We start from the raw sequence: 23,561 nt of genomic DNA, 5'->3' as shown, positions 1-23,561 counted from the left end.
AATCAAAGTTTCATTTGACGTACGGATCCCACAGCCCATACTTTTCTTTCACCGGACCTAAAGGAAAAGCTAACGCCATTACCAGTAGTCCTGCGACGAGTCCAGTGATATTAAGTCCTGTTGTAGATTGTTCCATGAACCATGGTGCGACAGCCAGTAAAAGCCCCAGTAGCACATTTAGATATCGCCCCCGCCGGACGATCTCTCCCATACATATTACAGAGACCACAATGATAAGCGACCCGCTAAGGTGGAAAATGTCTGCTGTGGTTGCTTCAATGCTCACCCCAAACAAGGCAGGGGCAACCATGACCCCGATTCCTATTAGAGTAGAAACAGCAAGGGTCCAGGGCACACTCATTCCCCAAACAGAAGCTTTGAAGACCTCTAAAGGTTTATTCGGAAGATCAATAAGATCTGTTGTACGCTCATCTTTGTTGGATTCGAAAGCTTTGCCTCCTTTCCAGAAAACTTCCCACATATTGTCACCCCTTCGTTTAGCCTGCACCATGTGCTGCCCCATTGCGATCACCTCATCAAATTCCAAGGGGATCATGGGTAGCATAATAGCAGCCGCCAGTAAGCAGAAAGTACACCATTCCCCCACTATGACCGGCTGAGAGATCACCAGGAAGATATGGACCAAGCCCAGTGGAATTACTAAAATTCCGAAGAAGGTTACCATCCAGGGCATGGTACGCCAACGGGTGGGGCTTCCCATCCAACCCATCAGGAATTCAAAAGTATAGGCCAGGGCTCCCATGGCTCCGTCTGAAATTGGCAGGGAGTGAGACATATTCGAATTGAGAACCTGCATGGTACTTTCCCCAAAGAAAGGATCTGTAGCAATGTCTATATAACCCAGTTGAAAAGCGCCAAGATACCGGGAGACTACCCATCCAAAAAAGGCAAGTACGATCATGATCCATCGCTGTGGCCAGCTAGAAGGATTATAAGACCAGCCCGGGGGAACTTCAGAACCCATTTTCATATAAGTAATCATATTGGGCATGCCGGGGATAAGAATAGTAAGTGCAATTACCAGCACTCCTACCACGGTGGCGTTGAGATAACCTACTGCCGTGGGAGACCAGAATATCAATGGAGCAAGGCTTAACCATATTCCTATAAAGCAACAGATCCATATACTAATGGGCTGGTTGGGGGTAAGCGAACGCCAACCAAAAATTAGGAGCAGGATCCCACTTATTATGTCACTCCATTTGAGGATCGTAATCCGTTCGCTAAGGCTTAACCAAAGGTCACGGCCACCGCTGGGTTCTACAACTCCCACGTCATAACTGAAGGTGAACGGGAAAAGGATCATCCACAAACCCAGCAGGATTAGTAGCCAGTAGACCCAAAGAGTCTGTTTGTGATGCATCTGCAGCATTTTCATGCGCTGCTCCATATCCATTCCCCCGCCTCCCTTGTTTTTTTGAGAGTCGTCATCTTGCATTTGCATTTCTGCCATGGGCCGGGTCACTCCCCTACTGCCCATGTTCATGTGATCTTTATCCTTCTTTTTTTCTCCGGAATTAGATTGCTGTGCCATGGGTGGTTGAATTAAATATTTAAATCTTTTGCTGAAAGAGCAGCAAAGGCCTCTATTAAATTTATAATTCAAGGAGCAGAAACAGCATTAAAATTATGATAATATCCTGTATTTTAAGAAAGTTTAAACAGATACCGATAAATGTCATCAAATTGCTTTTTTCAAAACCTGTTTATTCTCATATTACTGCCCACCTTTTTCCTGTATCTTTACAACCAATTTTTTAGTTCCCCACTTTAAATGTTCTTACAGAATCTTTTAACCAAAGCATTCCGATACTTAAATATCAAGCTATTGGTTATCAGTACGTTTTTCCTAACGGGAAATTCTTTCTACGGACAGGAAGTGATTCCCACTTATTCCGATTATCTTACCGATAACCTGTATTTGTTGCATCCATCCATGGCCGGGGCTTCCAACCTGAACAAGCTGAGATTGACGGCAAGGCAGCAATGGTTTGATGTCGAGAATGCTCCCAGTCTTCAAACATTGAGTGTACATGGGCGGATCAGGGAAAAATTCGGCATGGGAGGAATAGTATTTAATGACCAGAACGGAAACTATTCAAAAAGGGGAATTTTTGGCACCCTTTCCTATCACTTATTATTTTCCCGAAGCGAACTGGATCTCAACCAGCTTTCCTTCGGAATAAGTGCCGGTATTATCCAGCACAGCCTGGATCAAAGGGACTTTTCGGGATCAGATCCTCTTCTGGGAAGCGGAAGAGCTTCCGATATTTACGCGAACATGGACGTGGGTTTCTCCTACTATTACTTCAACTTTTTTGCCCATCTCACTGCAACGAACCTTCTTTCCGTAAAGCGGGACCTTTTTTACTCAGATGCCATCCCGGAGAACCTGCGAAAATATCTTTTTTCCACAGGCTATGTCATCGAAACCTATAAAAGACTTTGGAGCTACGAACCTTCAGTTATGTTTCAGTGGAAGGAATCTGCCGGGGAGAAAACTGTTGATGTCAACTTTAAAGTATATCGGGATATGGAAAACGGCGCTCTTTTTGGCGGAATTTCCTACCGCAGGAGTTTTAACGGATCTGAATACACAGCTGATGGCGACGAAATCAAAACCCAGTATTTACAGTATCTCACCCCTTTTGCCGGTCTGGAATACAAAAATTTTCTTTTTGCCTACACCTACAGTCATCAGTTCAATTCGGTGGTTCTCAGTAACACCGGATTTCATCAATTGACACTGGGCTATAATTTCGGGGAGAACAGAGGACGCTATGAGTGCTATTGCCCCGGAGTCAACCAGCGACGAAAATAACCCTCATTCCTGAGATTTATCAGTTTTTCTCGATTTTTCCGTCTTTAACTAGCGGTAAATCAAGTTGAATTAAAGCCGTTTAACTACTTTTGAAGCCATGCGGATCTTCTTCCTTTTAATGCTACTCATAGCTACTTCTTCAGCAAATGCCCAATTGGGATTTTGCAGCGGAAGCAAAGGAGACCCTATTTTCCATGAGGATTTTACCGGCATCACCTCCCTGCAATCCAATGTGACAACCTATAATTTTGTAAGTCGAAATCCAGATGACGGAGATTACACTATTTCAAGTCAACTTGGGATCCACAACGGAAACTGGCATACCTCTTTTCCCCAGACAACAAAATCAAACGGGCAGGCTTTAATTGTTAATGCTTCTTTTTCCGCTGGCAAATTTTATCAATTTAAAGTCACTAATTTATGTGAAAGTACTACTTATGAGTTTTCAGCATTTTTAATGAATGTCTACAACCGCGCCACTAATTACTGTCCTGATGGCGGTTTTCCTATTAACGTCAAATTCCAAATCTGGGATGAAACCGATACGGTCCTTCTGGGTGAGGGAGACACGGGAGATATAGGCTCAACCAACACTCCTCAATGGAAACAGTATGCGCTTACCTTCAGGTCTCAACCTGGCCAGGGATCTATCATTCTCAAAATGTTCAACAATGGTGTGGGCGGCTGCGGAAATGATCTCGCTATAGACGATATTATTTTCAGGTCCTGCGGAGACTTCACCGAGATCAATACTTATGATGATCAACCCTCACCTTACGGAATATGTGAGGAGGACACCCCGGCCGCTGTGACGCTCAATGCCCAATCTGAATCTATTGTGTATAATACCCATTTCTACCAATGGCAAAAGAGCACAGATGACGCTAACTGGACAGATATTGCGGGGGAGACTCAAAACATCCTGCAAGTTTCCGGAATTACCAGTTCGGCCTATTACAGGGTAAAAGTTGCAGAAGATGCTGCTAACCTTAGCGGTTCCTTTTGTAATTCGGCTTCAGATGGATTTCTTGTAAAGGTTTTGAAGACACCTTTGGCGCCCATAAGTAATGGGGATAAAACTAGCTGCAGCAACGAATCCATTCCTGAACTTTCAGTGAAGGTTGAAGCTGATGAGAAGGTCGATTGGTATAATGCCCCTTCCGGAGGTAACCTGCTGGCAGAAAACACAACCTATTTTCAACCTGCACAAGCCGGTACTTATTACGCTCAAGCCAGCAAAAAAGATTACAATTGTGTCCCCGGACCACGCACTGCCGTGAAACTGGTAATTAACCCCGCTCCCTCTGCCGAAGATGAAACAGCATACCTTTGTTCAGGTTCTTCAATAGTTCTGGACGCCGGTATACCGAATTTGAACTATACGTGGTCTACAGGTGAATCAACTCAGCAAATAACTATTACGTCCGCCGGTAATTACTATGTAGAGATCACTAATAGCAATAACTGCAGTACAACCAAGAATTTTGAAGTTTCAGCTGTTCAGCTTCCGGTAATAAAAGATATACGGTCCCTGGAACGTACAGTGAACATAGATCTTCAGGCACAAGGTAATTTCGAATATTCTTTGGATGGGCAGAATTTTCAGCTGAGCAATGAATTCCTGAATGTGAAAGGCGGGATATATACGGCATACGTCAGAAACATAAATGGCTGCGAAACCGTATTCAGGCAATTCGCCCATTTGGTGATCCCTCAGTATATCACTCCCAACAACGACGGCCAAAATGACTTTTTTGAGGTCCGCGGAATTTCCTTCTTCGGAAAGTCGTATATCCGAATCTTTGATCGCTACGGAAAATTAATAAAGTCCGGTTATGGTGCCGGTTTCAGATGGGACGGCACTTTTTCTGATAAACCCATGGCGGCAGAAGACTACTGGTATGAGATAACCATAGAAGGATTTGCTCCTAAAAAAGGGCATTTCAGCCTGCTGCGATAATTGAAGAATAATTTCAAAAAAATCTTTTCGGTTTTTTATAATAAAACCTATATTTGCACCCGCCTACGGAAAAAGGCTGAGGCCTTTTCCTTCGGCGGGCAGGCCCGCCACCGAACGTTCCGTTCGGAAGTGGCAAAAAATAAGGCCTCGTGGCGCAACTGAATAGCGCATCTGATTACGGCTCAGAAGGTTACAGGTTTGAATCCTGTCGAGGTCACTTAAAGCAGAAAGTCTGCAGCGAAAGCTGCGGACTTTTTTATTTTCCGGAAAAGCTGAGCTTGCTCAAAGCTTTGGAGGGAAATAAAAAAGCGCAACGCCTGCAAGGCGGGGCGGACTTTCTATTTTCAGGTGGGAACTCAAAGGAACAGCGAAGCTAATCCTTATAAATTCTGAAAAATCTTAGTTTAAAAATTACGATTACCGGAAAAGCTGAGCTTGCTCAAAGCTTTGGAGGGAAATAAAAAAGCGCAACGCCTGAAAGGCGGGGCGGACTTTCTATTTTCAGGTGAGAACTCAAAGGAACAGCGAAGCTAATCCTAATAAATTCTGAAAAGCTGAGCTTGCTCAGGGCTTTGGAGGAAAATAAAAAAGCGCAACGCCTGCAAAGGCGGGGCGGACTTTCTATTTTCAGGTGAGAACTCAAAGGAACAGCGAAGCTAATCCTAATAAATTCTGAAAAGCTGAGCTTGCTCAGGGCTTTGGAGGGAAATAAAAAAGCGCAACGCCTGCAAAGGCGGGGCGGACTTTCTATTATCAGGTGGGAACTCAATGGAACAGCGAAGCTAATCCTAATGAATTTTTAAAGATCCAGGTTAAGAAATCCAAGTACATAAAAAGCAGAAAGTCTGCAGCGAAAGCTGCGGACTTTTTTATTCAGCTAAATCCCAATAGAACTATAAAAAATAAAAAATAGGGGCTACAACCCGGTTTCATAATTTTTTCCGGTTACCCGGATAATTTGAAATTTTCGGTTGATTAGATAAGATAAACTATCCCCTTTTTATTAGTTAATATTTTATCTCCTTTCGTTCTAAACGATCTGTTTCCAACATGTTTTTTGGAAAAAATTACTGCCATTTATCTGTAACAATTGTTACACAATTGACTGATTATGTATTAGATAAACATGATAAAAGTCATAATAAGACGTCAGCGCGAATGTAATTTTGTAGTGTTAAGAAATTATTAATTCAACAATTTAAATCATTTGTGTCATGAAAAAGTTAAAGTATTTTTTGATGCTATTCTTTTTGTCAGTAGGATCATTTGCAAATACCTATACCAGTTATGTTCCGGCAGGTATAGATCCGCCGGATGAGTTTACCACCTTAGTAGAATTCTTAGAAGGAAAAGTAGACTTTTTAAAAGGCGATTTCCCAATAATCAGTGGAGATGAAGTTAAAAATAACTTAAGAAACGACGGGTTCCATATTATTGATATTAGAACCGACAGTTGGTTTGAATACGGGCATATTAAAAATGCCGTCAATGTTCCGGCTGAGGAACTGCTTACATACTTTCAAACCAAAATAAATCCATCAGACTATGAGAAGATAGTTTTGGTTTGCTACTCCGGCCAATCAGCCGGGTATTATTCGGGCCTTCTTAGAATAGCCGGATATGACAACGTCTATAGTATGAAATGGGGAATGAGCACATGGAGAGAGGACTTTGCAGAAACCTGGCTCAAAAACATCAAACCTTCCCTTGAAGACAAATTAGAGACAAGCCTTAATTCCAAAGCGGATCCTACTACTCATCCTGAAATTAATACCGGAAAAGCAGGAGGTGAAGAGATACTTCAGACCAGATTACAAGAATTGTTTGCCATACCATACAGTGATTTCATTTTAAAACCAGTTGATGTTTTTGAGAGCCCTCAAGCGTATTATACTCTCTATTACGGAAAAACAGATGATTATACCAAGGGACACGTACCTGGAGCAATTTTATACGAAGATGGAAATTCCTTACAGTTCAATAATGACTTATTGTCTCTGCCAAAGGACAAGAAAATTGCCATTTACACAACTACCGGTCAAAAAGCTGCTTACCTGACAGCCTATCTCAACGTCCTGGGCTATGATGCCGGGAATATTGCTTATGGAGAGAATGGATTTATGAATAATCTTTTAAAAAAGCATGGAAGAGATGCTTTTAGTACAAAGGAAATCAACATGTTTCCTGTAATAGAATAAACCAGCCAAAACCTTAGAAAACGTACATCATGAAAAAATTATCAGTTTTTATTATCGGATTACTATTAATACCTGCTTTAACCCTTACCTCCTGTGACAGAGGTGACGATCCTACAGGCGGGAATGTGGTTGCAACCCCGGCTTTTGACCTTATGGCCGATTACATGGTAGCAAACAATTTGGATGTTAATAATATCCTGACCAATCAGGATGGTGACAAGTTTGTAGTTGGCGCTCCTGCTGAAAATGACCTTGGGGCGTTTCTGGATAAATACTACATCATGGACATTAGGAGCAGTGATGCTTTCGCAGCATCTCACATTAGTGGAGCTCAAAATGTTGCCTTCTCAGACATCCTGACTGTTGCTGCTTCAACTACCAAACCTATTTTGGTGGTCTGCTACACAGGGCAAACAGCTTGTTATGCCACAGCTTTGTTACGCCTTTATGGATATCCAAAAACACAGGCTCTCAAATGGGGAATGTCTGGATGGAATTCAGGAAATGCGGGGCCATGGAACAGCAACATAGCTAATATTGCAAAAAACAGCCCCAATTGGACGTACGCCCCTGCTCCGGCAAATATAACCTTCAAGGATCCTGTTATTTCAACTACTCTTACCGATGGAGAAGATATTCTCAAAGAACGTGTTGAAGCAGTAGTTGCAGAAGGCTTTAAAGGTGTTAACCCGGCAGATGTTTTAAATAATCCTGGCGGATATTTCATCAACAACTACTTCAGTGAAGCTGATTATATTGGCTTTGGCCACATAAGTTCAGCTTATAGGATTTTACCTCTTACATTGGCCGGCGATAGTTATAAATCACTTGACCCTGAGGCTAAGACAGTAATTACTTATTGTTATACAGGTCAAACTTCGGCTGTTATAACTGCGGTTCTGCGCGTTCTTGGCTATGATGCAGCAAGTTTAAAATTTGGAATGAATGGGCTATATAATGAAAATCCAGCCTGGCAAAGCAATCAGTGGGGGCATGACTCAAAACCAAAGAGCCTTCCTGTTGTAGGAAACTAAAAAATAGACCCCCTAAAAAATGAAAAACAAATTATACTTATTGCTAGCACTAACATTAGTATTCAGTACGAATACCATGTTTTCTCAGGGTTGTGAAGCAGAATTACCGGGTTCAGCCAATGATTCCGTAAGCGGTCCAACTATAAACATTTTCGGATATATCCAACCCCAATATGATTATTTCTTTACAGATGGAGAACAGGCCAACACTTTCCGATTCAAAAGAGCTCGTATTGGGGTTTCCGGTAAAGTGTTGAACAAATTCTCCTACTACTTCATGCTGGAGACCAGTCCATTTATTGGAAGTAGCGGCGATGCCTATTTAATGGACGCATTTATTACTTATGAAGCCGATAATTGGGCTAAAATCTCCCTTGGTTCCTTCAAGCAGCCTTTCAGCTTAGATGTCACAACACCTTGCCATAGCCTGCCTACGATCGAAAGATCAATTGTAGCCGACCAATTGGTCGCACCTCAGCGTGATTTTGGTGTAGGAATTTGGGGCGGTAATAAATTCAACAGGTTGAATTATGCCGTTGCACTTATGAATGGTCGAGGGTTAGGAGTAAAAGATGACAATGTTAAGAAAGACATCATTGGACGGGTTACCTATAAGGTGATAAGAAACCTATCTATAGGCGCAAGCTTTAGATATGGTTATCCTATTCCAAACAATAATGACGATGATAGAACATCTTTTGGTGGAGAATTTGCTTTTGAATTCGGCAAATTACTCTTACAAGGGGAATATATTTATGATGAAGGCGCTTACTTCGCCGGTGCAGCCGGTGGTTGTGGCTCAACCCCTATAGCTTTAGGAGAAGAGAGAGAGGGTGCTTATATACTTGCAGCATATGATGTGACAGAAAAATTCCAACCGGTGGTTAAATATGAATATTTTGACCCGGATGTCAACATTAAAGATAACCTGGGATATTCTGAAAGGATGACTGTTGGGTTTAACTACTTCGTAAACAATAAGGTACGTTTTCAAATAAATTATTTAGCCAACATTGAAACTGTTGCCAGTGTTAATAATGATGCCTTATTAACACAGGTGCAGGTGAAATTTTAAAAATGTTTTTATTGCTTGGATTAGTTGATAGTTCTAACCCCTCTGTTTTTAGAGGGGTTAGTTATATATTTGTGTTACTGTAAATTATCAAAAGATGGACAATAGTGTTATTTTAAAAAGAAAGCTATATCACAACTACTCCCACATTTTTGAACCAAATTTAATTCAGGATATTACTGAAGTCGGGTATCTGAAAAAAATAAACAATGGACATCTTATGATAGATATTGGTGAAGAGCTAACACATATTCCCTTAATCATAGATGGCATTGTCAAGATCATAAGAAAAGACAAACACGGATTTGAACTTTCGATATATTATTTAGAACCGGGAGATACCTGTGCTATTTCTTTTGCAAACTGTATAAATAAAAAGAAAAGTATTTTTAAAGGTATTGCAGAATCTGATGTTGAAGCCGTTTTTATACCTGTGGGTCTGGTAGATAAGTGGCTGATACAATACGAAAGCTGGCGACATTTCATAATTGATAGTTACCATTTCAGACTTTTGGAAATGGTTGAGACCATTGATTCGCTTGCATTTTTGAAGTTAGAAAACCGGATCTGGAAATACCTGACAGATAAAGTGAGAATTGCAAACAACATCGATCTGGAAATTACCCATCAAAAAATTGCAGAAGATCTCAATTCTACGCGAGTTGTTATTACCAGGATTATTAAAAAACTGCACGACGAAGAAAAGATTTATTCCACAAGGAATAAGGTCAAACTTCTGGAATATTATCAATAAAACGTTCAATTCTCAGCAAAAACAGCTGAATATATTGTCCAATCGCTATTAGACATGACAAAGGTCATGTTTGCACTTTGAGCGTTTCGCTATGTTTGTTATGACATAACGCTAATAGCAATGGTTAGTATTGAAGAGGCCTTAAATGCAGTTTTAAAAAACAGTAAAAAAATTTCTTCGGAAACAAAGCTACCTCTTGAGAATTGTACTAATGCTATTCTATCCCAAGACATTTTTTCTCCCATAAATATGCCTCCTTTCAGGCAATCGGCCATGGACGGTTATGCCGTTAATGCACATGAACATCTGTCATACTCTTTAGTTGGTGAAGTTAAAGCAGGAGACAGTCACCAGCCCAAAATAAATTCCGGAGAAGCTATTAGGATATTTACAGGAGCTCCGGTCCCCTCTTCTGCAAATGCTGTTGTTATCCAGGAAGAGGTCGAGGTTAAAAATGGTAATATCTTTTTAGAAAAATTCCCACGAGAAAAACAAAATATCCGACCGGCAGGTGAACAGGTCAGGGAAGGAGAATTAGCCTTAAAAAAAGGGAGTAAGTTAACACCTGCTGAAATTGGATATTTAGCCTCTTTGGGGCTTGAAAATATTCCGATATATAAAAAACCTGCCATCGCAATTGTAACTACTGGTAATGAACTCATTTCTGCCGGCGAAACTCTGACCTACGGAAAGATTTATGAAAGCAATTCAAAAATGCTGAAAAGCGCCTTAATTTCTTTGGGCTTTGACAAAATCTCTCTTCATACTGTAAAGGATAGTTATGAGGACACTTATCATAAACTAAAAGATCTAATTGCTGAAAATGATTTGGTGCTCATCACAGGTGGAGTATCTGTGGGGGATTATGATTTTGTAGGACAGGCATTAAAAGGACTGGAGACAAAAGAAATCTTCTATAAGGTCAATCAGAAACCTGGAAAGCCCCTCTTCTTTGGGAAAAACGGGAGAACGCTTATTTTTGGACTTCCGGGAAATCCTGCAGCCGCACTAACTTGTTTCTATATGTACGTATATCCTTCTGTCCAAAAAATGGCCGGATATGACCCTCTCCTGAAAAAAGTAATTGCGACCTCAAGTTCTCATTTTGTGAAGAAAGGAGACCGGCCTCAATTTTTAAAAGCAATTTACAAAGAAGGAAAGGTTACAGTTTTAGAGGGACAAAGTTCAGCTATGCTGCAAACATTTACACTGGCAAATGCTTTGGTCAAAATGGACGGAGACCGGGAAGAGATCAAAATCAATGATAGCCTTGAAGTCTTTTTACTTCCTGTTTAACATGAAATTTATGAATTGTAAAGTTAAAAGTAGGATCTGGATCGAATTGGATGATAAAGAATTTCTTGGAGAAGGAAAGGTTCGGTTGTTAAAAGCCATAGACCAAACCGGGTCCTTGTCCAAGGCAGCTAAATCTCTCGGTATCTCCTATAAAAAAGCCTGGCACCTCATAGATTCAGTTAATAATACAGCAAAAAAGCCAGTCACGGTGAACAGCATTGGTGGTAAAGGCGGCGGCGGAACAAAATTAACACCTTATGGGAAAGCTTTAGTTAAGGCTTTTGAAGAAATGAACCTGAAATGCTGGGATTTCCTGGATATACAACTTGAAAAGATCAAAAGCCTGTAAAAAGTACTGTGGTGAATATATATCTGTTTCTCCTCATATTGCCGGTCATATCTTTTCTATACTCCAGTGTGGGACACGGTGGAGCGAGCGGATATTTAGCTTTAATGGCTCTGTTTTCATTTGCTCCTGAAACAATGAAGCCTACAGCGCTTTTGCTGAATTTATTCGTGGCGGGAATTTCCTTTTTCTATTATTATAAAGAAGGTTATTTCAATAAGAATTTATTTATCCCATTTGCGATCTCCTCTATTCCCTTCGCCTTTTTAGGAGGCACTATAGAAATAGATGCTTTTATCTATAAGAAAATTTTAGCCGTTCTTCTGGTATTCGCAATCTTGAAAATGTTGAACGTTTTCGGAAAGGAAAAAAATATTTCCAGACAAGTGAAGCTTTGGCAGGGACTTATTGTTGGCGGAATTATCGGCTTCTTCTCCGGCCTAATTGGTATTGGCGGCGGAATTATTCTTACCCCGGTTATTCTTCTCTTGCATTGGGGTAAAATGAAGGAAGCGGCTGCGGTCTCAGCTTTGTTCATATGGGTTAATTCAGCTTCAGGATTAGTGGGACAATGGAGTTCCGGAATAGATCTCAATATGGAATCCTTTGTACTGGTTGGGATAGCACTTCTGGGCGGATTTTTTGGTGCTTATATGGGAAGTAAAAAATTAAACAATTATCGGTTGCGATACATTTTGGTCGTGGTGCTTGCCCTCGCAAGTGTAAAACTGTTTTCTACTTAAAAAATGATCAACAGAAACGAAATAACAGGTATTGTGCTGGCCGGAGGGAAAAGTTCCCGGATGGGTACAGATAAAGGCCTCTTAGATTTTGATGGAAAAAAATTCGTACAGCGCAGTATTGCTGCATTGCAACCACTGGTTTCCAGAACCCTGCTCGTATCAAACAACCCCGAATATGACATTTTTGAGACCCCACGGGTAGAAGACCTAATTAAAAATGCCGGGCCTTTAGCAGGAATCCATACCGGGTTATTCCACTCTGACACTAATTATAACCTGGTGTTGAGCTGTGATATCCCACTGATCAAAACTGAAATTTTAGAAGAACTTATCAGTGCTTATGATCCTGTTACAGATGTTGTTCAAATTGTGAGCAACGGAAAAAAAATGCCTTTAATAGCATTGTACCACAAACGCTGTGAAAATTTGTTTTACGGGCTTTTGCAGAAGAACGAGCGCCGCTTACACGTGGCCCTGGATCAATGTAAAGTGAAAAATGTCATTCTGAACTCAGCCATGGATATTTTCACCTCAAATATTAATACACCGGAAGAATTAAAATTGCTTGAATATGAAGCAGCTAAAAATTAGATACTTCGGAATGCTTACCGAAGTGACAAAATGCGAAGAAGAACTCCTGGAGTTTTCAGGAACACGAATTTCGGAATTGCTCGAAAACCTCTATGCGAAATATTCCGGCTTGAAAAATAATAGTTTTCAGGTAGCTCAGAATAAAAAAATAGTGTCTTCCGAAGAAAAACTGACTGATAACGAAATTGTATTGCTGCCTCCTTTTTCAGGCGGATAAAAAATTGGACCGATATAACCGACATATTATTCTTCCTGAAATTGGCCAGAATGGTCAGGACAAAATTTCCGGTGCCAGGGTTCTTGTAGTGGGGGCCGGTGGATTGGGCTGCCCGGTGCTGCAATATTTAGCTGCTGCCGGAATAGGAACAATCGGAATTATCGATTTTGATACTGTTGAAATCTCCAATCTCCAACGTCAAGTTCTGTTTGGTTCATCCTCCCTAGGGCAAAACAAAGCGATTGCCGCAAAAAAGAGGCTTGCAGATCTTAACCATTCCATTACCGTAAAAGCATATCCTCAAAAATTAGATTTTCAGAATGCTCTTCAGTTATTTGAAGAATACGATATTATTGTTGATGCGAGCGACAATTTCGAAACAAGATATCTGATCAATGATGCCTGCATATTAACAAATAAACCATTGGTATTTGGTGCCGTTTATAAATTCCAGGGACAGGTATCCGTATTTAATTTTAAGAATGGACCTTCCTACAGATGTGCTTTCCCCGAAGATCCGGAAAAAAACAGCTCCCCAAATTGTTCAGAAGTCGGCGTGCTGGGTGTTTTGCCGGGTATAATTGGAACAATGCAGGCCAACGAGGTGCTCAAGATCATCCTGGGATCAGGTAGTGTGCTTTCCGGAAAAATTCTTTGGTATAATGCATTATCATCGGAATCCACCACTTTGACCGTTAGCAGAAAGGATTCCGAAATTGAAAAAATCCGGTCGTATAAGAATAGTTTCCTTCAACAGGAATCGTTCGCTAATTGCAATTCAGAAATACCCGAAACCTCCATAAAAAAACTTCTCGGGCAAGAAAACATTCAGTTTATAGACGTGAGGGAGCTACACGAACAACCGAAAGTTCAAGCTATCGATGCCATACAAATTCCTTTGAATGAACTAAACCAGCAGATTGACAAGATTAGTGAGTTCAGTACAAAAGCTGTTTTCTGTCAGTCAGGAATTAGAAGTAGGCGAGCTGTATCTATGTTACAGGAACATAATTTCAGCAATTGCTATAGTATCAGGGAAGGTGCATCAGAGATCAACAGGATCATAAAAGGCATACATAAACAGGTAGAAAATGAAGAATAAGGCATATAAAGATGTTTTTGTAGAGGGCGCAATTTCAGCTGAATTTATTGCGCAATCAATAGCAAAGCATCAAAGCAAAATGAGTATTGGAGCTCATAATATTTTCCTGGGCCAGGTGAGAGCAGATATTGTTAATGGTAAGACGGTAACGGCTATAGAATATTCCGCGTATAGGGAGATGGCTAATACCATATTTCATGAGATACGGGAAGCAGCTTTTGCAAAATTTGATTTAACCTGCATGCATATTTATCATAGCCTGGGAACGGTAAAATCGGGAGAGGTTTGCCTGTTTGTTTTTGTTTCCTCCCCAAGGCGCAAAACTGTTTTTGAAGCCCTGGAATTTATTGTTGAAGAAATTAAAGCCAAAGCACCTGTTTTTGGAAAAGAAATATTTGATGACAGTACCCATCAATGGAAAGTAAATACTTAAGAAATGGTTGATATTACTAATAAGAGCACTACGTTAAGAACTGCGGTTGCACAGGCCATTGTAAGAGTGAGCAAACAGGAAACTATTGCAGCTATTAAGAATGATACAGTTCCCAAAGGCAATGTTTTCGCCATGAGTAAGGCCGCAGGTTTGTTAGGAGTAAAACGCACCCCTGATCTTCTACCAGATTGCCATCCCCTGCCAATAGAATTCACCAATGTTGAATACGAGATCAATGACCTGGAAATAACCGTTTTGTTCACGGTGAAGACCATTTATAAAACAGGCGTGGAGGTAGAAGCGATGCACGGCGCAAGTGTGGTAGCCTTAAATATGTATGATATGCTGAAGCCCATAGATAAAGGAATTGAGATCCTTCAGATTAAACTGCTGGATAAAAAGGGAGGAAAATCAGATTTTAGAGACCGCTTCAAGAAAGACCTTACAGCCGCAGTGATCGTTTGTTCTGACACTATCGCAGCCGGACAAAAAGAAGACAGGGCAGGAAAAGCGATTATTGAAAAGTTAGAAACCTGTGACGTTAAGATCGCCGAATACATTATCATTCCTGATGAAAGAGATATTATTCAGGAAAAAGCGAAGGCATTTCAACAACAAGGGTTGGATTTGATTATCTATACAGGAGGAACCGGATTATCAAAACGCGATGTTACCCCTGAAGCTCTTGAACCCTTATTAGACAGACGTATACCCGGAATTGAAGAGGCTATTCGCAACTACGGCCAGGACAGGACTCCTTTTTCGATGCTATCCAGAAGTATTGCGGGTACTATGAAGAACACTCTTGTCCTGGGATTGCCGGGCTCCACGAACGGAGCTAAAGAATCTATGGACGCTATTTTCCCTTCGGTGCTACATATTTTCAGAATATTAAAAGGGGCAAGACATGATTAAGCCACTGCCGGAATTGTAAAAACACATTCCAACCTAACCACCGGACAATTGTAAAAAAATTACAATGGATAGAAATAATAATAACATATTACAGGATTCCTACGGTAGGGATCACAACTATTTACGCATTTCTTTAGTTGAACGCTGTAATTTGCGTTGTTTCTATTGTATGCCTGCAGAAGGGGTGCCCTTAACCCCAAAAGTGGATTTAATGACCTATGAGGAGATCTATGAAATAGCAAAGATATTCGTGAAAAATGGCGTGACAAAGATAAGGCTTACAGGTGGCGAACCCTTAATTAGAAAAGATTTCCCTGTTATTTTAGAAAAACTGGCTTCCTTGCCGGTAGAATTGTCTATCACCACCAATGCAGTGATTATCCACAAATTTATTGAGGTGTTGAAAACGAATGGAGTCAAAAACATTAATTTAAGCCTTGATACCTTAAATAAGGAAAAGTACCGGAAGATCACCCTTAGAGATCATTTTGACACAGTTTTTAACAACCTGTTACGTTTAGAAAAAGAAGGTTTTAATGTGAAAATAAATGTGGTGTTGATCCGGGGGGTGAATGATGAGGAGCTCCTTGAGTTCATTCATCTCACCAGGAATCTACCCGTTTCGGTCCGCTTCATCGAGTTTATGCCTTTTGACGGAAATAATTGGGACATGAGCAAAATGGTCTCGTATAAAGAAATCATGGAAACTGTAGTTTCTTCTTTTGAGGAAGGTAGTGTAGAACGTTTACAGGATGCATCAAATGATACTGCCAAAAATTACAGGATAAAGGGTTATGCAGGAAGTTTTGCTGTAATTAGTTCGGTCACCAATCCTTTTTGCGACTCCTGCAACCGATTGAGGTTAACAGCCGATGGGAAATTAAAAAACTGTTTATTTTCATCATCCGAATCCAATCTGTTGGGCTCGCTCAGGCAAGGAAAGCCCATTGAACCGGTGATCGGGAAAGCTGTACTGAATAAGGTAAAAGTGAGAGGTGGAATGGATAATTTAGCCAAACTACAACAACCTGCGCTGCACAGTCAAAACAGAAGTATGAGCACTATTGGAGGGTAATTACTTTCCAGGTAAAATACATTCGTCTGTTACCTTTTTTAGAACAGGTTGTAATCCAAGTTCCAGAGTCTGTCTCATAACTTTAGAATCATCTTTATGACATTGCAGGCAGGCTCCAACCAGTAACATTCGCTTTTGTTCCTTCACATTAAAAGGCCTGAAGTTAGTTCGGGTAGAATTTACCACACCCTTGTCGACTTTCTTTAAAAAAGGGATCCAGGCATCTTCAGGTAAATTGTCATAGGTATTCAATGCATATTGAGGAGTAAATTCCCAGGAGCCTTTGTTGTTCTTTACATTATAAACCAGAGAACCCATTCCGTAGCCAAGGGTTGCAGGGTTAGCGTGACAGGATCTACAGTCCCTAACCTCCTTTGTGGTGGTATGAGGTGAATTTGGTGCATAAAGCCTGTGAAATGAAATATCTTCCCCGGGCTTACCGGCATAACTTCCTTTGTCGATAGTCATGATCATTCCGGGAATTGCCGGTTCAATAACATTGTTACCTTCATGTTCTCTTACTCCCAAAGCAGGCTGTGATGATGAAAATTCAGCGACATATTCTTCCCATTGACCGGTAACATATTTTTTATCCAGTAGATCAAAAGCTCCCGGTTTATCCCGATCGAATTGATTGTGACAGCCAATACAACGTGAAGTCCAGGAAGAATGACAGGCACTGCAGCTCACATTTTGATGAGCAGTTCTTGAGCATACCTCGGGTTGAGGTTTTAATGGATGTAATACTCCGTCCTTCTTACCTATTAAAAAGGCATTCCCATTAGAGTCCACAAAAGTATTTACTAGTGGATGCCCATCTTTCTTAACTGCAATAATTTCCTTATCTGCATGTTCAAAATTGCGGTGCATGTACGTTAAAAGACTTTCCCTGTCTAATGAACCATAGGAAATTGTTTTGGGCTTTTCTTTGAAGTGGCAGTCACTGCAATTTAAAGAAACTGCATCTTCCTGATGTAAATGTTTTTCGCCGGTACCCATCACCTCATGGGAGGAGTGACAATCTATACATAAAAGACCTTTTGTATGATGTACATCTGCCTCCAGGTTTTTATAAACCCTTTTATCCTCCAGAACCGAGTAACCATTTTTGCCGTGGATCTCTTTTTCATCTAATAATGTCTCCTGTAAACCTATATAATTGGTAGATATCCTACTGGAACGACTATGGCAACCAAAACAATGGGTGTCATTTACAAATATATCTGTTGAAGGGTGGAACCTGGGTAATTCTTTTTTACCAGAGGCCAGGTATTTTTCCAGGTCTGACTTTGCTTCATCAGAATAATTAAGATGGCAGGCGATACAACCACCTCCTCTACTCAATTGGTTTATTTCTCCGAGTCCGGGTTTTTCTGCACCCAGATGACAATTAGCACATAGATCTCTTATATGTTTATCTGCCGCAGAATATTCTATGTCTTTTATATGATAATGATAGTTAGGGCTGTCAGCTTCACCAAAAACATATTTATCCACTGCAACGAGTCCGCTATTGGTGGTCATCAGAGAATTATTGACCTTTCTTAATTCTTCAAAATGGCATTTCCCACAGGTCTCTCTTGCATCAGAAAGATTTCCGGGTATCAGGATCATTCCTTCATGAGCCACGGTTTTGTTTAGAGAGGTTGTGTTTCCTAAATGACAACTGGAACAGCCAATAAGTTCCGGGTTATGATAATCCGAATAACCGGTGGTGTTTTGATGACATTGAAGACATGATTCAGTCTCCCCCACTCTAATTTCCTTATAAGAATTTTCAGGATCTGTATAGGAGTGAAAAGGATTGTTGTTTCGAACATATAAAAGGATAGCTATCAGTAAAATAAGTACTGAAAAAAGAGCAATTTGGGAGGTTCTTTTTTTCATCAAAAACAACTGTACTTCAAAATTACGACATTTTAAAATGTTAATTAATTAATACTTTTTATATACTGACTTTAACATTTTATATGTGACAATTGTCACATATAAAATACTGACAATATGATTTTTATCATGCTAGGACCTCACATTTAGAAATAGGTTTACCCTTGCATAAATAATTGAGAGTTATGGCTACTTCAAGAAGAAAATTCATAAAAATCTCTGCCTTGGGAATAGGAGGTTTGGCAACCTCAGCAAGTGCACTAAATCTGATGGGTATGAACCCGCTTTTAGATGCAGCTGTTAAGAAAAATATTGCTAAAAAATTCACAAGATCCGCCACTTACTGTGAAGTATGCTTTTGGAAATGTGCCGGATGGGTTTATACTGATGAAGAAGGTAAGGTCACTAAAATCACAGGTAATGAAGATGACACCCACTGCAACGGAAGACTTTGCCCCAGAGGAACCGGTGGCGTTGGGATGTATAATGATGAAGACAGACTTAAAACCCCATTGATAAGAACAACTATTGGAGGTGAAGAAACCTTTAGGGAAGCAAGTTGGGAAGAAGCCCTTGATCTTATCGCTTCAAAATTTAAAGGAATTAAAGAGAAGTATGGTCCCGAATCCTTCGCATTACTGAAACATGGATCTCCCGGAAGCCACTTTGAACATCTATTTAAAGCTTATGGGTCAGACACTATTGCAGAACCTGCTTATGCGCAATGTAGAGGCCCCAGGGAGACAGGGTTTGGATTGACCTTCGGGTCATGGGTTGGATCTCCGGAACCGGCAGACATAAGAGACACCAAATGCCTGGTACTTATCGGCTCCCATCTCGGCGAGAATATGCATAATTCGCCGGTTCAGGAAATGTCTGATGCCATTGATAATGGAGCTACCATTATAACGGTGGACCCACGGCTCTCTACTGCGGCCAGCAAATCAAACCACTGGCTTGCGATCAAACCGGGAACTGACATCGCACTACTATTGTCATGGATGCATGTGTTGATCGAAGAAGGTTTATACAACAAGAAATATGTTGAGAAATACGGTCTTGGATTTGACCAGTTAAAAGCACATGTAAGAACTTATACCCCGGAGTGGGCCTATGGAATTACAACCATAGAACCAGATGTAATTAGAAAGACTGCCCGTGTAATGGCAGCTGCTGCACCGTCTACAATTATTCACCCCGGAAGGCACGTGACCTGGTATGGTGATGATTCCCAAAGAGCGCGGGCTATGGCAATTCTAAACGGACTGCTGGGATCCTGGGGAAACAGAGGCGGCTTCTACTTCAAAGAAAGTCTCAAAGTACCTACGTATCCTCATCCCGAATATCCGAAACCTAAATGGGGCTGGGAAGAGATCGGAGAAAAATATCCGTTTGCTCAGATGGGAATCACTACAGAAGTGATAAAAGCGACCATAGAAAACGATCATAATGAACATCCAATAAAAGCCTGGATGGTTGCAGGAACTAATTTGACACAATCCCTGCCTCAGCAAGAAAAAACCATTAAGGCTATCAACGCCCTCGAATTCCTGGTTGTGGTGGATACCATGCCAATGGAAATCACGGGATATGCAGATGTGGTTCTTCCGGAGTGTACCTATTTGGAACGTTATGATGGAATACGGTCTGCTACAAACCGCAATCCGTCTATTGCAGTCAGGATTCCTGCAGTAAAACCCAAATATAATTCCAAGCCCGCCTGGTGGATTAGTAAGCAAATAGGAGAACGTATTGGATTGAGTGAGTATTTCGATTATAATGATTTTGAAGAAGTAATTGAATGGCAGCTCAACAAATTGGGGACCTCTCTGGAAGAAATGAAAAAAATAGGAGTCAAGAATTTTGAGAGAACTTCAGGACCCTTATTTCTTAAAGATGGGCAGGATTACCAATTCTGGACACCGAGTGGAAAGGTTGAATTCTATTCACAACAGCTGGCAGATAAAGGCTTTGATCCAATGCCTGTTTATACACCTCATCCCCAACCGCCTCAAGGTTACTACAGACTTAATTATGGGAGGTCTCCAATGCACACGTTTAGCAGGACCATCAATAATCCCAACCTCAGTGACCTTAAAGATGAAAACACACTTTGGGTAAATCCTAAAGTGGCGAGAATACTCGGATTGAAAAAATATCAGGAAGTCTGGTTAAAAAATCAGGACGGTATAGTTTCCTCATTCCCTATCAAAGTCAGGATCACCGAAAGGATAAGATGGGATTCGGTTTATATGTATCATGGGTTTGGCCACAATAACAAGAAATTATCCAGAGCCTATGGTAAAGGGGTAAGTGATACCGAATTAATTTCTCAAACAGTTATAGATCCACTAATGGGAGGAACTGGTCTCAGAGGCAATTTTGTTTCAATTTTAACCGAAAATCCCCATAAAAATTTAGAGATATGAGATACGCAATGGTAATAGACACTTTAAAATGTGTTGGATGTAGTGATTGTGTAGTGGCTTGTCAAACAGAAAATAATGTTCCTCATGGGTATTGCAGAGATTGGATAACAGAAGTTGTAAGCGGATCATATCCCAACCTTGAGTTAGAACTAAGGTCAGAAAGATGTAATCACTGTGACACAGCACCCTGCGTAAGATGCTGTCCAACCGGGGCAAGTCACATAGCTGAAGGAGGAGTAGTTCTGGTAACTGCTGATGAATGCATTGGTTGCGGCGCCTGTATAGAGTCCTGCCCATACGATGCACGCTATCAACATCCAGATGGTTATGTAGACAAGTGTACCTTCTGTCATCACAGATTGGAAAAAGGACAACTTCCTGCCTGTGTATCTGTCTGCCCTACCAAGTGTATGTACTTTGGAGATCTGGACAACCCAAATAGCGAAGTTTCACAACTATTAAAGAACAGGAAATACAAAACCTTAGCGCCTGAAGCAGGAACTAACCCCCATGTATTTTACTTAATCTAAAGAAGTAATATTATGCACGAAGAATTATTTACCAGTGGACGAAATATTCCAAATATTGACCCTTCCCTGGAAGTGTGGCATTGGCCGATTGCTCTCTACTTATTTTTAGGTGGATTAGCAGCAGGGATTTTATTTTTTGCAGCTCTATTTTATGTTCTGGGAAAGGATAAAGAGTATCCCGGGGCGGTTAAAATGGCCTCTATTATACCTCCGGTAGCTTTGTCTTTAGGGTTGTTGGCTTTAGTTTATGACCTCACTCACCCACTTTACACCTGGCAATTGTATACCACCTTTAGAATTGAATCTCCCATGTCCTGGGGTGCCTGGGTCTTAATGATCGTAACGCCATTATCATTTCTATGGGCATTCAGCTATTATAGAGAAGCTTATTCGAAAGTAGAATTGAAAATAAGATTATTTAGCCGGTTCAAATTCTTGAACAAGCTTGAAAAATGGGTTGTCAAAAACAGAATGTACATAGCTTATGCTTTGATCCCTTTATCATTGATCCTGGGAGTATATACAGGAATTTTATTATCTGCCTTTAACGCCCGGCCTCTCTGGAATAATGCTATTCTTGGACCTTTGTTCCTAACCTCCGGACTTTCAACAGGAGCTGCTGCAATCATTATACTTTCCAAAAGTGTCAAAGAAAAGCACCTTTTTGGAAAGATAGATTTGGGGTTGATTATTATCGAACTTGCTTTGATCGCCCATATGATCATGGGGTATTATGCAGGTTCCCAGGTGCAGCTTGAAGCTATGAACCTTTTGGTAGGAGGAGAATTCACAGTAATGTTTTTCGGATTTGTAGTGTTACTCGGCTTACTGGTGCCGGCTACCCTGGAGTTGATCGAACTTATAGGTTTCAGAGTACCTGTAGTGGTACCTGCGATACTGGTGATCATTGGCGGACTTGTCTTCAGGTTTGTAATGATAGAAGCAGGTCAATTAACACGATATCTCTATTAAAAATTAATTATGAAGACAGATAAAAAAATAAACAGGCATGTGTATTGGAATCCCTACTTCGGAGGATTTCTACTGGGCCTCATAATCATTTTCACCTTTTATTTAACAGGTAGAGGTTTGGGGGCAAGTGGGGCCATGAAAAGTAGTGTCGTTGCTTTAGTAGACGAGGTAGCTCCAACACATGCCGAAGGTAATGCCTACTATGCCATGTTCTTAAGCGATGATGAAACTCCTTTAAATACCTGGCTTGTTTTCGAGACATTGGGTATTCTCATTGGAGCCTTTATTTCGGGCGGCTTAGCAGGTAGAATTAGTTGGCGGGTGCAGCATTCCCCAAAAATAACAAGGAAGAGAAGACTGGCTTTTGCCCTGGGCGGCGGCTTACTCTTTGGGCTGGGAGCTCAGATCGCGCGCGGATGTACCAGTGGTGCTGCCTTAAGTGGTATGGCGGTTCTTTCAGTAGGAGGCTTTGTGACCATGCTGGCCATTTTTGGTTCGGCATATGCCACGGCTTATTTCTTCAGAAAAAATTGGATTTAATTATTAAAGAGAATGATGTATGGGACCTATAATTCCTAACGGTTTAATCCCCATTGAATGGGATAGTATTATTGCCATTTTCATTGGTATATGTTTTGGGTTTGTTTTAGAATCTTCAGGATTTTCTTCCTCCCGGAAACTGGCCGGGGTATTCTATGGCTATGACTTCGCAGTTTTAAAAGTGTTCTTTACCGCAGCTTTAGTTTCTGTGATCGGGATTTATTATATGGACTATCTCGGCTATTTAGATATTGGCCAATTGTATGTTCATCCCACCTTTTTATGGGGGGCGATCATTGGAGGCGCCATTATGGGTGTAGGGTTTGTTGCGGGAGGATTTTGCCCCGGCACCAGCCTGTGCGCGGTAGCTATAGGGAAGCTCGACGCATGGGTTTACGTGCTGGGTATATTAATAGGTGTATTTATATTTTCTGAATTGTTCACCTACATCGAACCTATCTATGACGGGTATTTCCTCGGAAATATAACACTAATGGATTCCTTCGGCTGGAACCCATACTGGGTAATACTCATTTTTTCCATTACAGCTATTCTTGCATTTGCATTTGCTGACAGGGTGAGAAAAAGAGTCAGAAAAGTATTTTACTAATTAAAGAACATCAGG

At 40.9% G+C, this 23,561-nt stretch carries 22 protein-coding genes and 1 tRNA gene; 21 read left to right on the top strand and 2 right to left on the bottom strand.

The annotated features are described in order from the left end of the window. Positions 1-10 precede the first annotated feature (10 nt). The gene (locus ACNORC_RS14275; protein WP_418336342.1) at positions 11-1,555 is read right to left on the bottom strand and encodes a vitamin K epoxide reductase family protein; all 1,545 of its coding nucleotides are present in this window, start codon (positions 1,553-1,555) and stop codon (positions 11-13) included. A gap of 294 nt (positions 1,556-1,849) precedes the next feature. Between ACNORC_RS14275 and ACNORC_RS14270 the strand changes: the two genes are divergently transcribed. The 16 genes from ACNORC_RS14270 to moaA all read left to right on the top strand — a co-directional run bounded on the left by ACNORC_RS14270 (position 1,850) and on the right by moaA (position 16,578). Beyond that, the gene (locus tag ACNORC_RS14270) at positions 1,850-2,842 is read left to right on the top strand and encodes a PorP/SprF family type IX secretion system membrane protein (RefSeq protein ID WP_503473629.1); all 993 of its coding nucleotides are present in this window, start codon (positions 1,850-1,852) and stop codon (positions 2,840-2,842) included. Between the two features lie 97 nt (positions 2,843-2,939). Next, entirely contained in the window at positions 2,940-4,802 is a 1,863-nt protein-coding gene (locus ACNORC_RS14265; protein ID WP_418336340.1) for a T9SS type B sorting domain-containing protein, read from the top strand. Positions 4,803-4,945: 143 nt separating this feature from the next. After that, positions 4,946-5,019: transfer RNA gene (locus ACNORC_RS14260), tRNA-Arg, on the top strand. A 997-nt stretch (positions 5,020-6,016) separates the two neighbouring features. Then, entirely contained in the window at positions 6,017-7,000 is a 984-nt protein-coding gene (locus tag ACNORC_RS14255) for a rhodanese-like domain-containing protein (RefSeq protein ID WP_418336339.1), read from the top strand. Positions 7,001-7,029: 29 nt separating this feature from the next. Next, positions 7,030-8,034, top strand: a complete 1,005-nt coding sequence (locus ACNORC_RS14250) for a rhodanese-like domain-containing protein (protein ID WP_418336338.1) — start codon at positions 7,030-7,032, stop codon at positions 8,032-8,034. Between the two features lie 40 nt (positions 8,035-8,074). Then, positions 8,075-9,109, top strand: a complete 1,035-nt coding sequence (locus ACNORC_RS14245; protein ID WP_418336337.1) for a porin — start codon at positions 8,075-8,077, stop codon at positions 9,107-9,109. 94 nt (positions 9,110-9,203) lie between these two features. After that, the gene (locus tag ACNORC_RS14240; protein WP_418336336.1) at positions 9,204-9,860 is read left to right on the top strand and encodes a Crp/Fnr family transcriptional regulator; all 657 of its coding nucleotides are present in this window, start codon (positions 9,204-9,206) and stop codon (positions 9,858-9,860) included. A 120-nt stretch (positions 9,861-9,980) separates the two neighbouring features. Further along, a complete protein-coding gene (locus ACNORC_RS14235; RefSeq protein ID WP_418336335.1) occupies positions 9,981-11,156 on the top strand; it encodes a molybdopterin molybdotransferase MoeA in 1,176 nt (391 codons plus the stop codon). Between the two features lie 10 nt (positions 11,157-11,166). Then, entirely contained in the window at positions 11,167-11,505 is a 339-nt protein-coding gene (locus ACNORC_RS14230) for a winged helix-turn-helix domain-containing protein (protein ID WP_418336334.1), read from the top strand. 11 nt (positions 11,506-11,516) lie between these two features. Further along, on the top strand, positions 11,517-12,245 hold the full coding sequence (locus ACNORC_RS14225) for a sulfite exporter TauE/SafE family protein (RefSeq protein ID WP_418336333.1): 729 nt from the start codon (positions 11,517-11,519) through the stop codon (positions 12,243-12,245). 3 nt (positions 12,246-12,248) lie between these two features. Further along, complete coding sequence (gene mobA / locus ACNORC_RS14220) at positions 12,249-12,836, top strand: molybdenum cofactor guanylyltransferase (protein ID WP_418336332.1); 588 nt, start codon at positions 12,249-12,251, stop codon at positions 12,834-12,836. Beyond that, positions 12,817-13,053, top strand: a complete 237-nt coding sequence (locus ACNORC_RS14215) for a MoaD/ThiS family protein (RefSeq protein WP_418336331.1) — start codon at positions 12,817-12,819, stop codon at positions 13,051-13,053. Before mobA ends, ACNORC_RS14215 begins: the two co-directional genes overlap by 20 nt. A gap of 4 nt (positions 13,054-13,057) precedes the next feature. Beyond that, entirely contained in the window at positions 13,058-14,155 is a 1,098-nt protein-coding gene (gene moeB / locus ACNORC_RS14210) for a molybdopterin-synthase adenylyltransferase MoeB (RefSeq protein WP_418336330.1), read from the top strand. Further along, positions 14,145-14,588, top strand: a complete 444-nt coding sequence (locus ACNORC_RS14205) for a molybdenum cofactor biosynthesis protein MoaE (RefSeq protein ID WP_418336329.1) — start codon at positions 14,145-14,147, stop codon at positions 14,586-14,588. The genes moeB and ACNORC_RS14205 overlap by 11 nt, the downstream gene beginning before the upstream one ends. 3 nt (positions 14,589-14,591) lie before the next feature. Further along, on the top strand, positions 14,592-15,503 hold the full coding sequence (gene moaCB, locus ACNORC_RS14200; RefSeq protein ID WP_418336328.1) for a bifunctional molybdenum cofactor biosynthesis protein MoaC/MoaB: 912 nt from the start codon (positions 14,592-14,594) through the stop codon (positions 15,501-15,503). 64 nt (positions 15,504-15,567) lie between these two features. Continuing rightward, entirely contained in the window at positions 15,568-16,578 is a 1,011-nt protein-coding gene (gene moaA / locus ACNORC_RS14195) for a GTP 3',8-cyclase MoaA (RefSeq protein WP_418336327.1), read from the top strand. Here the strand turns inward: moaA and ACNORC_RS14190 are convergent, their stop codons facing one another. Continuing rightward, positions 16,579-18,465 (bottom strand): hypothetical protein, encoded by a 1,887-nt coding sequence (locus ACNORC_RS14190; protein ID WP_418336326.1) that lies wholly within the window; start codon positions 18,463-18,465, stop codon positions 16,579-16,581. It abuts the gene before it with no gap. A 185-nt stretch (positions 18,466-18,650) separates the two neighbouring features. Here ACNORC_RS14190 and ACNORC_RS14185 point away from each other — a divergent pair, with 185 nt between their 5' ends. From ACNORC_RS14185 to ACNORC_RS14165, 5 genes are read left to right on the top strand one after another with little or no spacing between them, the layout of a single operon-like run. Continuing rightward, positions 18,651-20,894 (top strand): molybdopterin-containing oxidoreductase family protein, encoded by a 2,244-nt coding sequence (locus ACNORC_RS14185; protein WP_418336325.1) that lies wholly within the window; start codon positions 18,651-18,653, stop codon positions 20,892-20,894. After that, on the top strand, positions 20,891-21,424 hold the full coding sequence (locus ACNORC_RS14180; protein WP_418336324.1) for a 4Fe-4S dicluster domain-containing protein: 534 nt from the start codon (positions 20,891-20,893) through the stop codon (positions 21,422-21,424). Before ACNORC_RS14185 ends, ACNORC_RS14180 begins: the two co-directional genes overlap by 4 nt. 12 nt (positions 21,425-21,436) lie before the next feature. After that, on the top strand, positions 21,437-22,396 hold the full coding sequence (gene nrfD / locus ACNORC_RS14175) for an NrfD/PsrC family molybdoenzyme membrane anchor subunit (RefSeq protein ID WP_418336323.1): 960 nt from the start codon (positions 21,437-21,439) through the stop codon (positions 22,394-22,396). Positions 22,397-22,405: 9 nt separating this feature from the next. After that, the gene (locus ACNORC_RS14170) at positions 22,406-22,936 is read left to right on the top strand and encodes a YeeE/YedE thiosulfate transporter family protein (protein ID WP_418336322.1); all 531 of its coding nucleotides are present in this window, start codon (positions 22,406-22,408) and stop codon (positions 22,934-22,936) included. 19 nt (positions 22,937-22,955) lie between these two features. Beyond that, positions 22,956-23,546 carry a YeeE/YedE thiosulfate transporter family protein gene (locus ACNORC_RS14165; RefSeq protein ID WP_418336321.1) on the top strand — a complete coding sequence of 197 codons (591 nt, stop codon included), beginning with the start codon at positions 22,956-22,958 and terminating at the stop codon, positions 23,544-23,546. The last annotated feature ends 15 nt before the right edge of the window (positions 23,547-23,561 follow it).

Source organism: Salinimicrobium soli, assembly GCF_048323655.1.
Lineage (GTDB): Bacteria > Bacteroidota > Bacteroidia > Flavobacteriales > Flavobacteriaceae > Salinimicrobium > Salinimicrobium soli.
The sequence above is the reverse complement of the archived record's forward strand: the minus strand, read 5'-3'. Positions and strand labels throughout refer to the sequence as shown.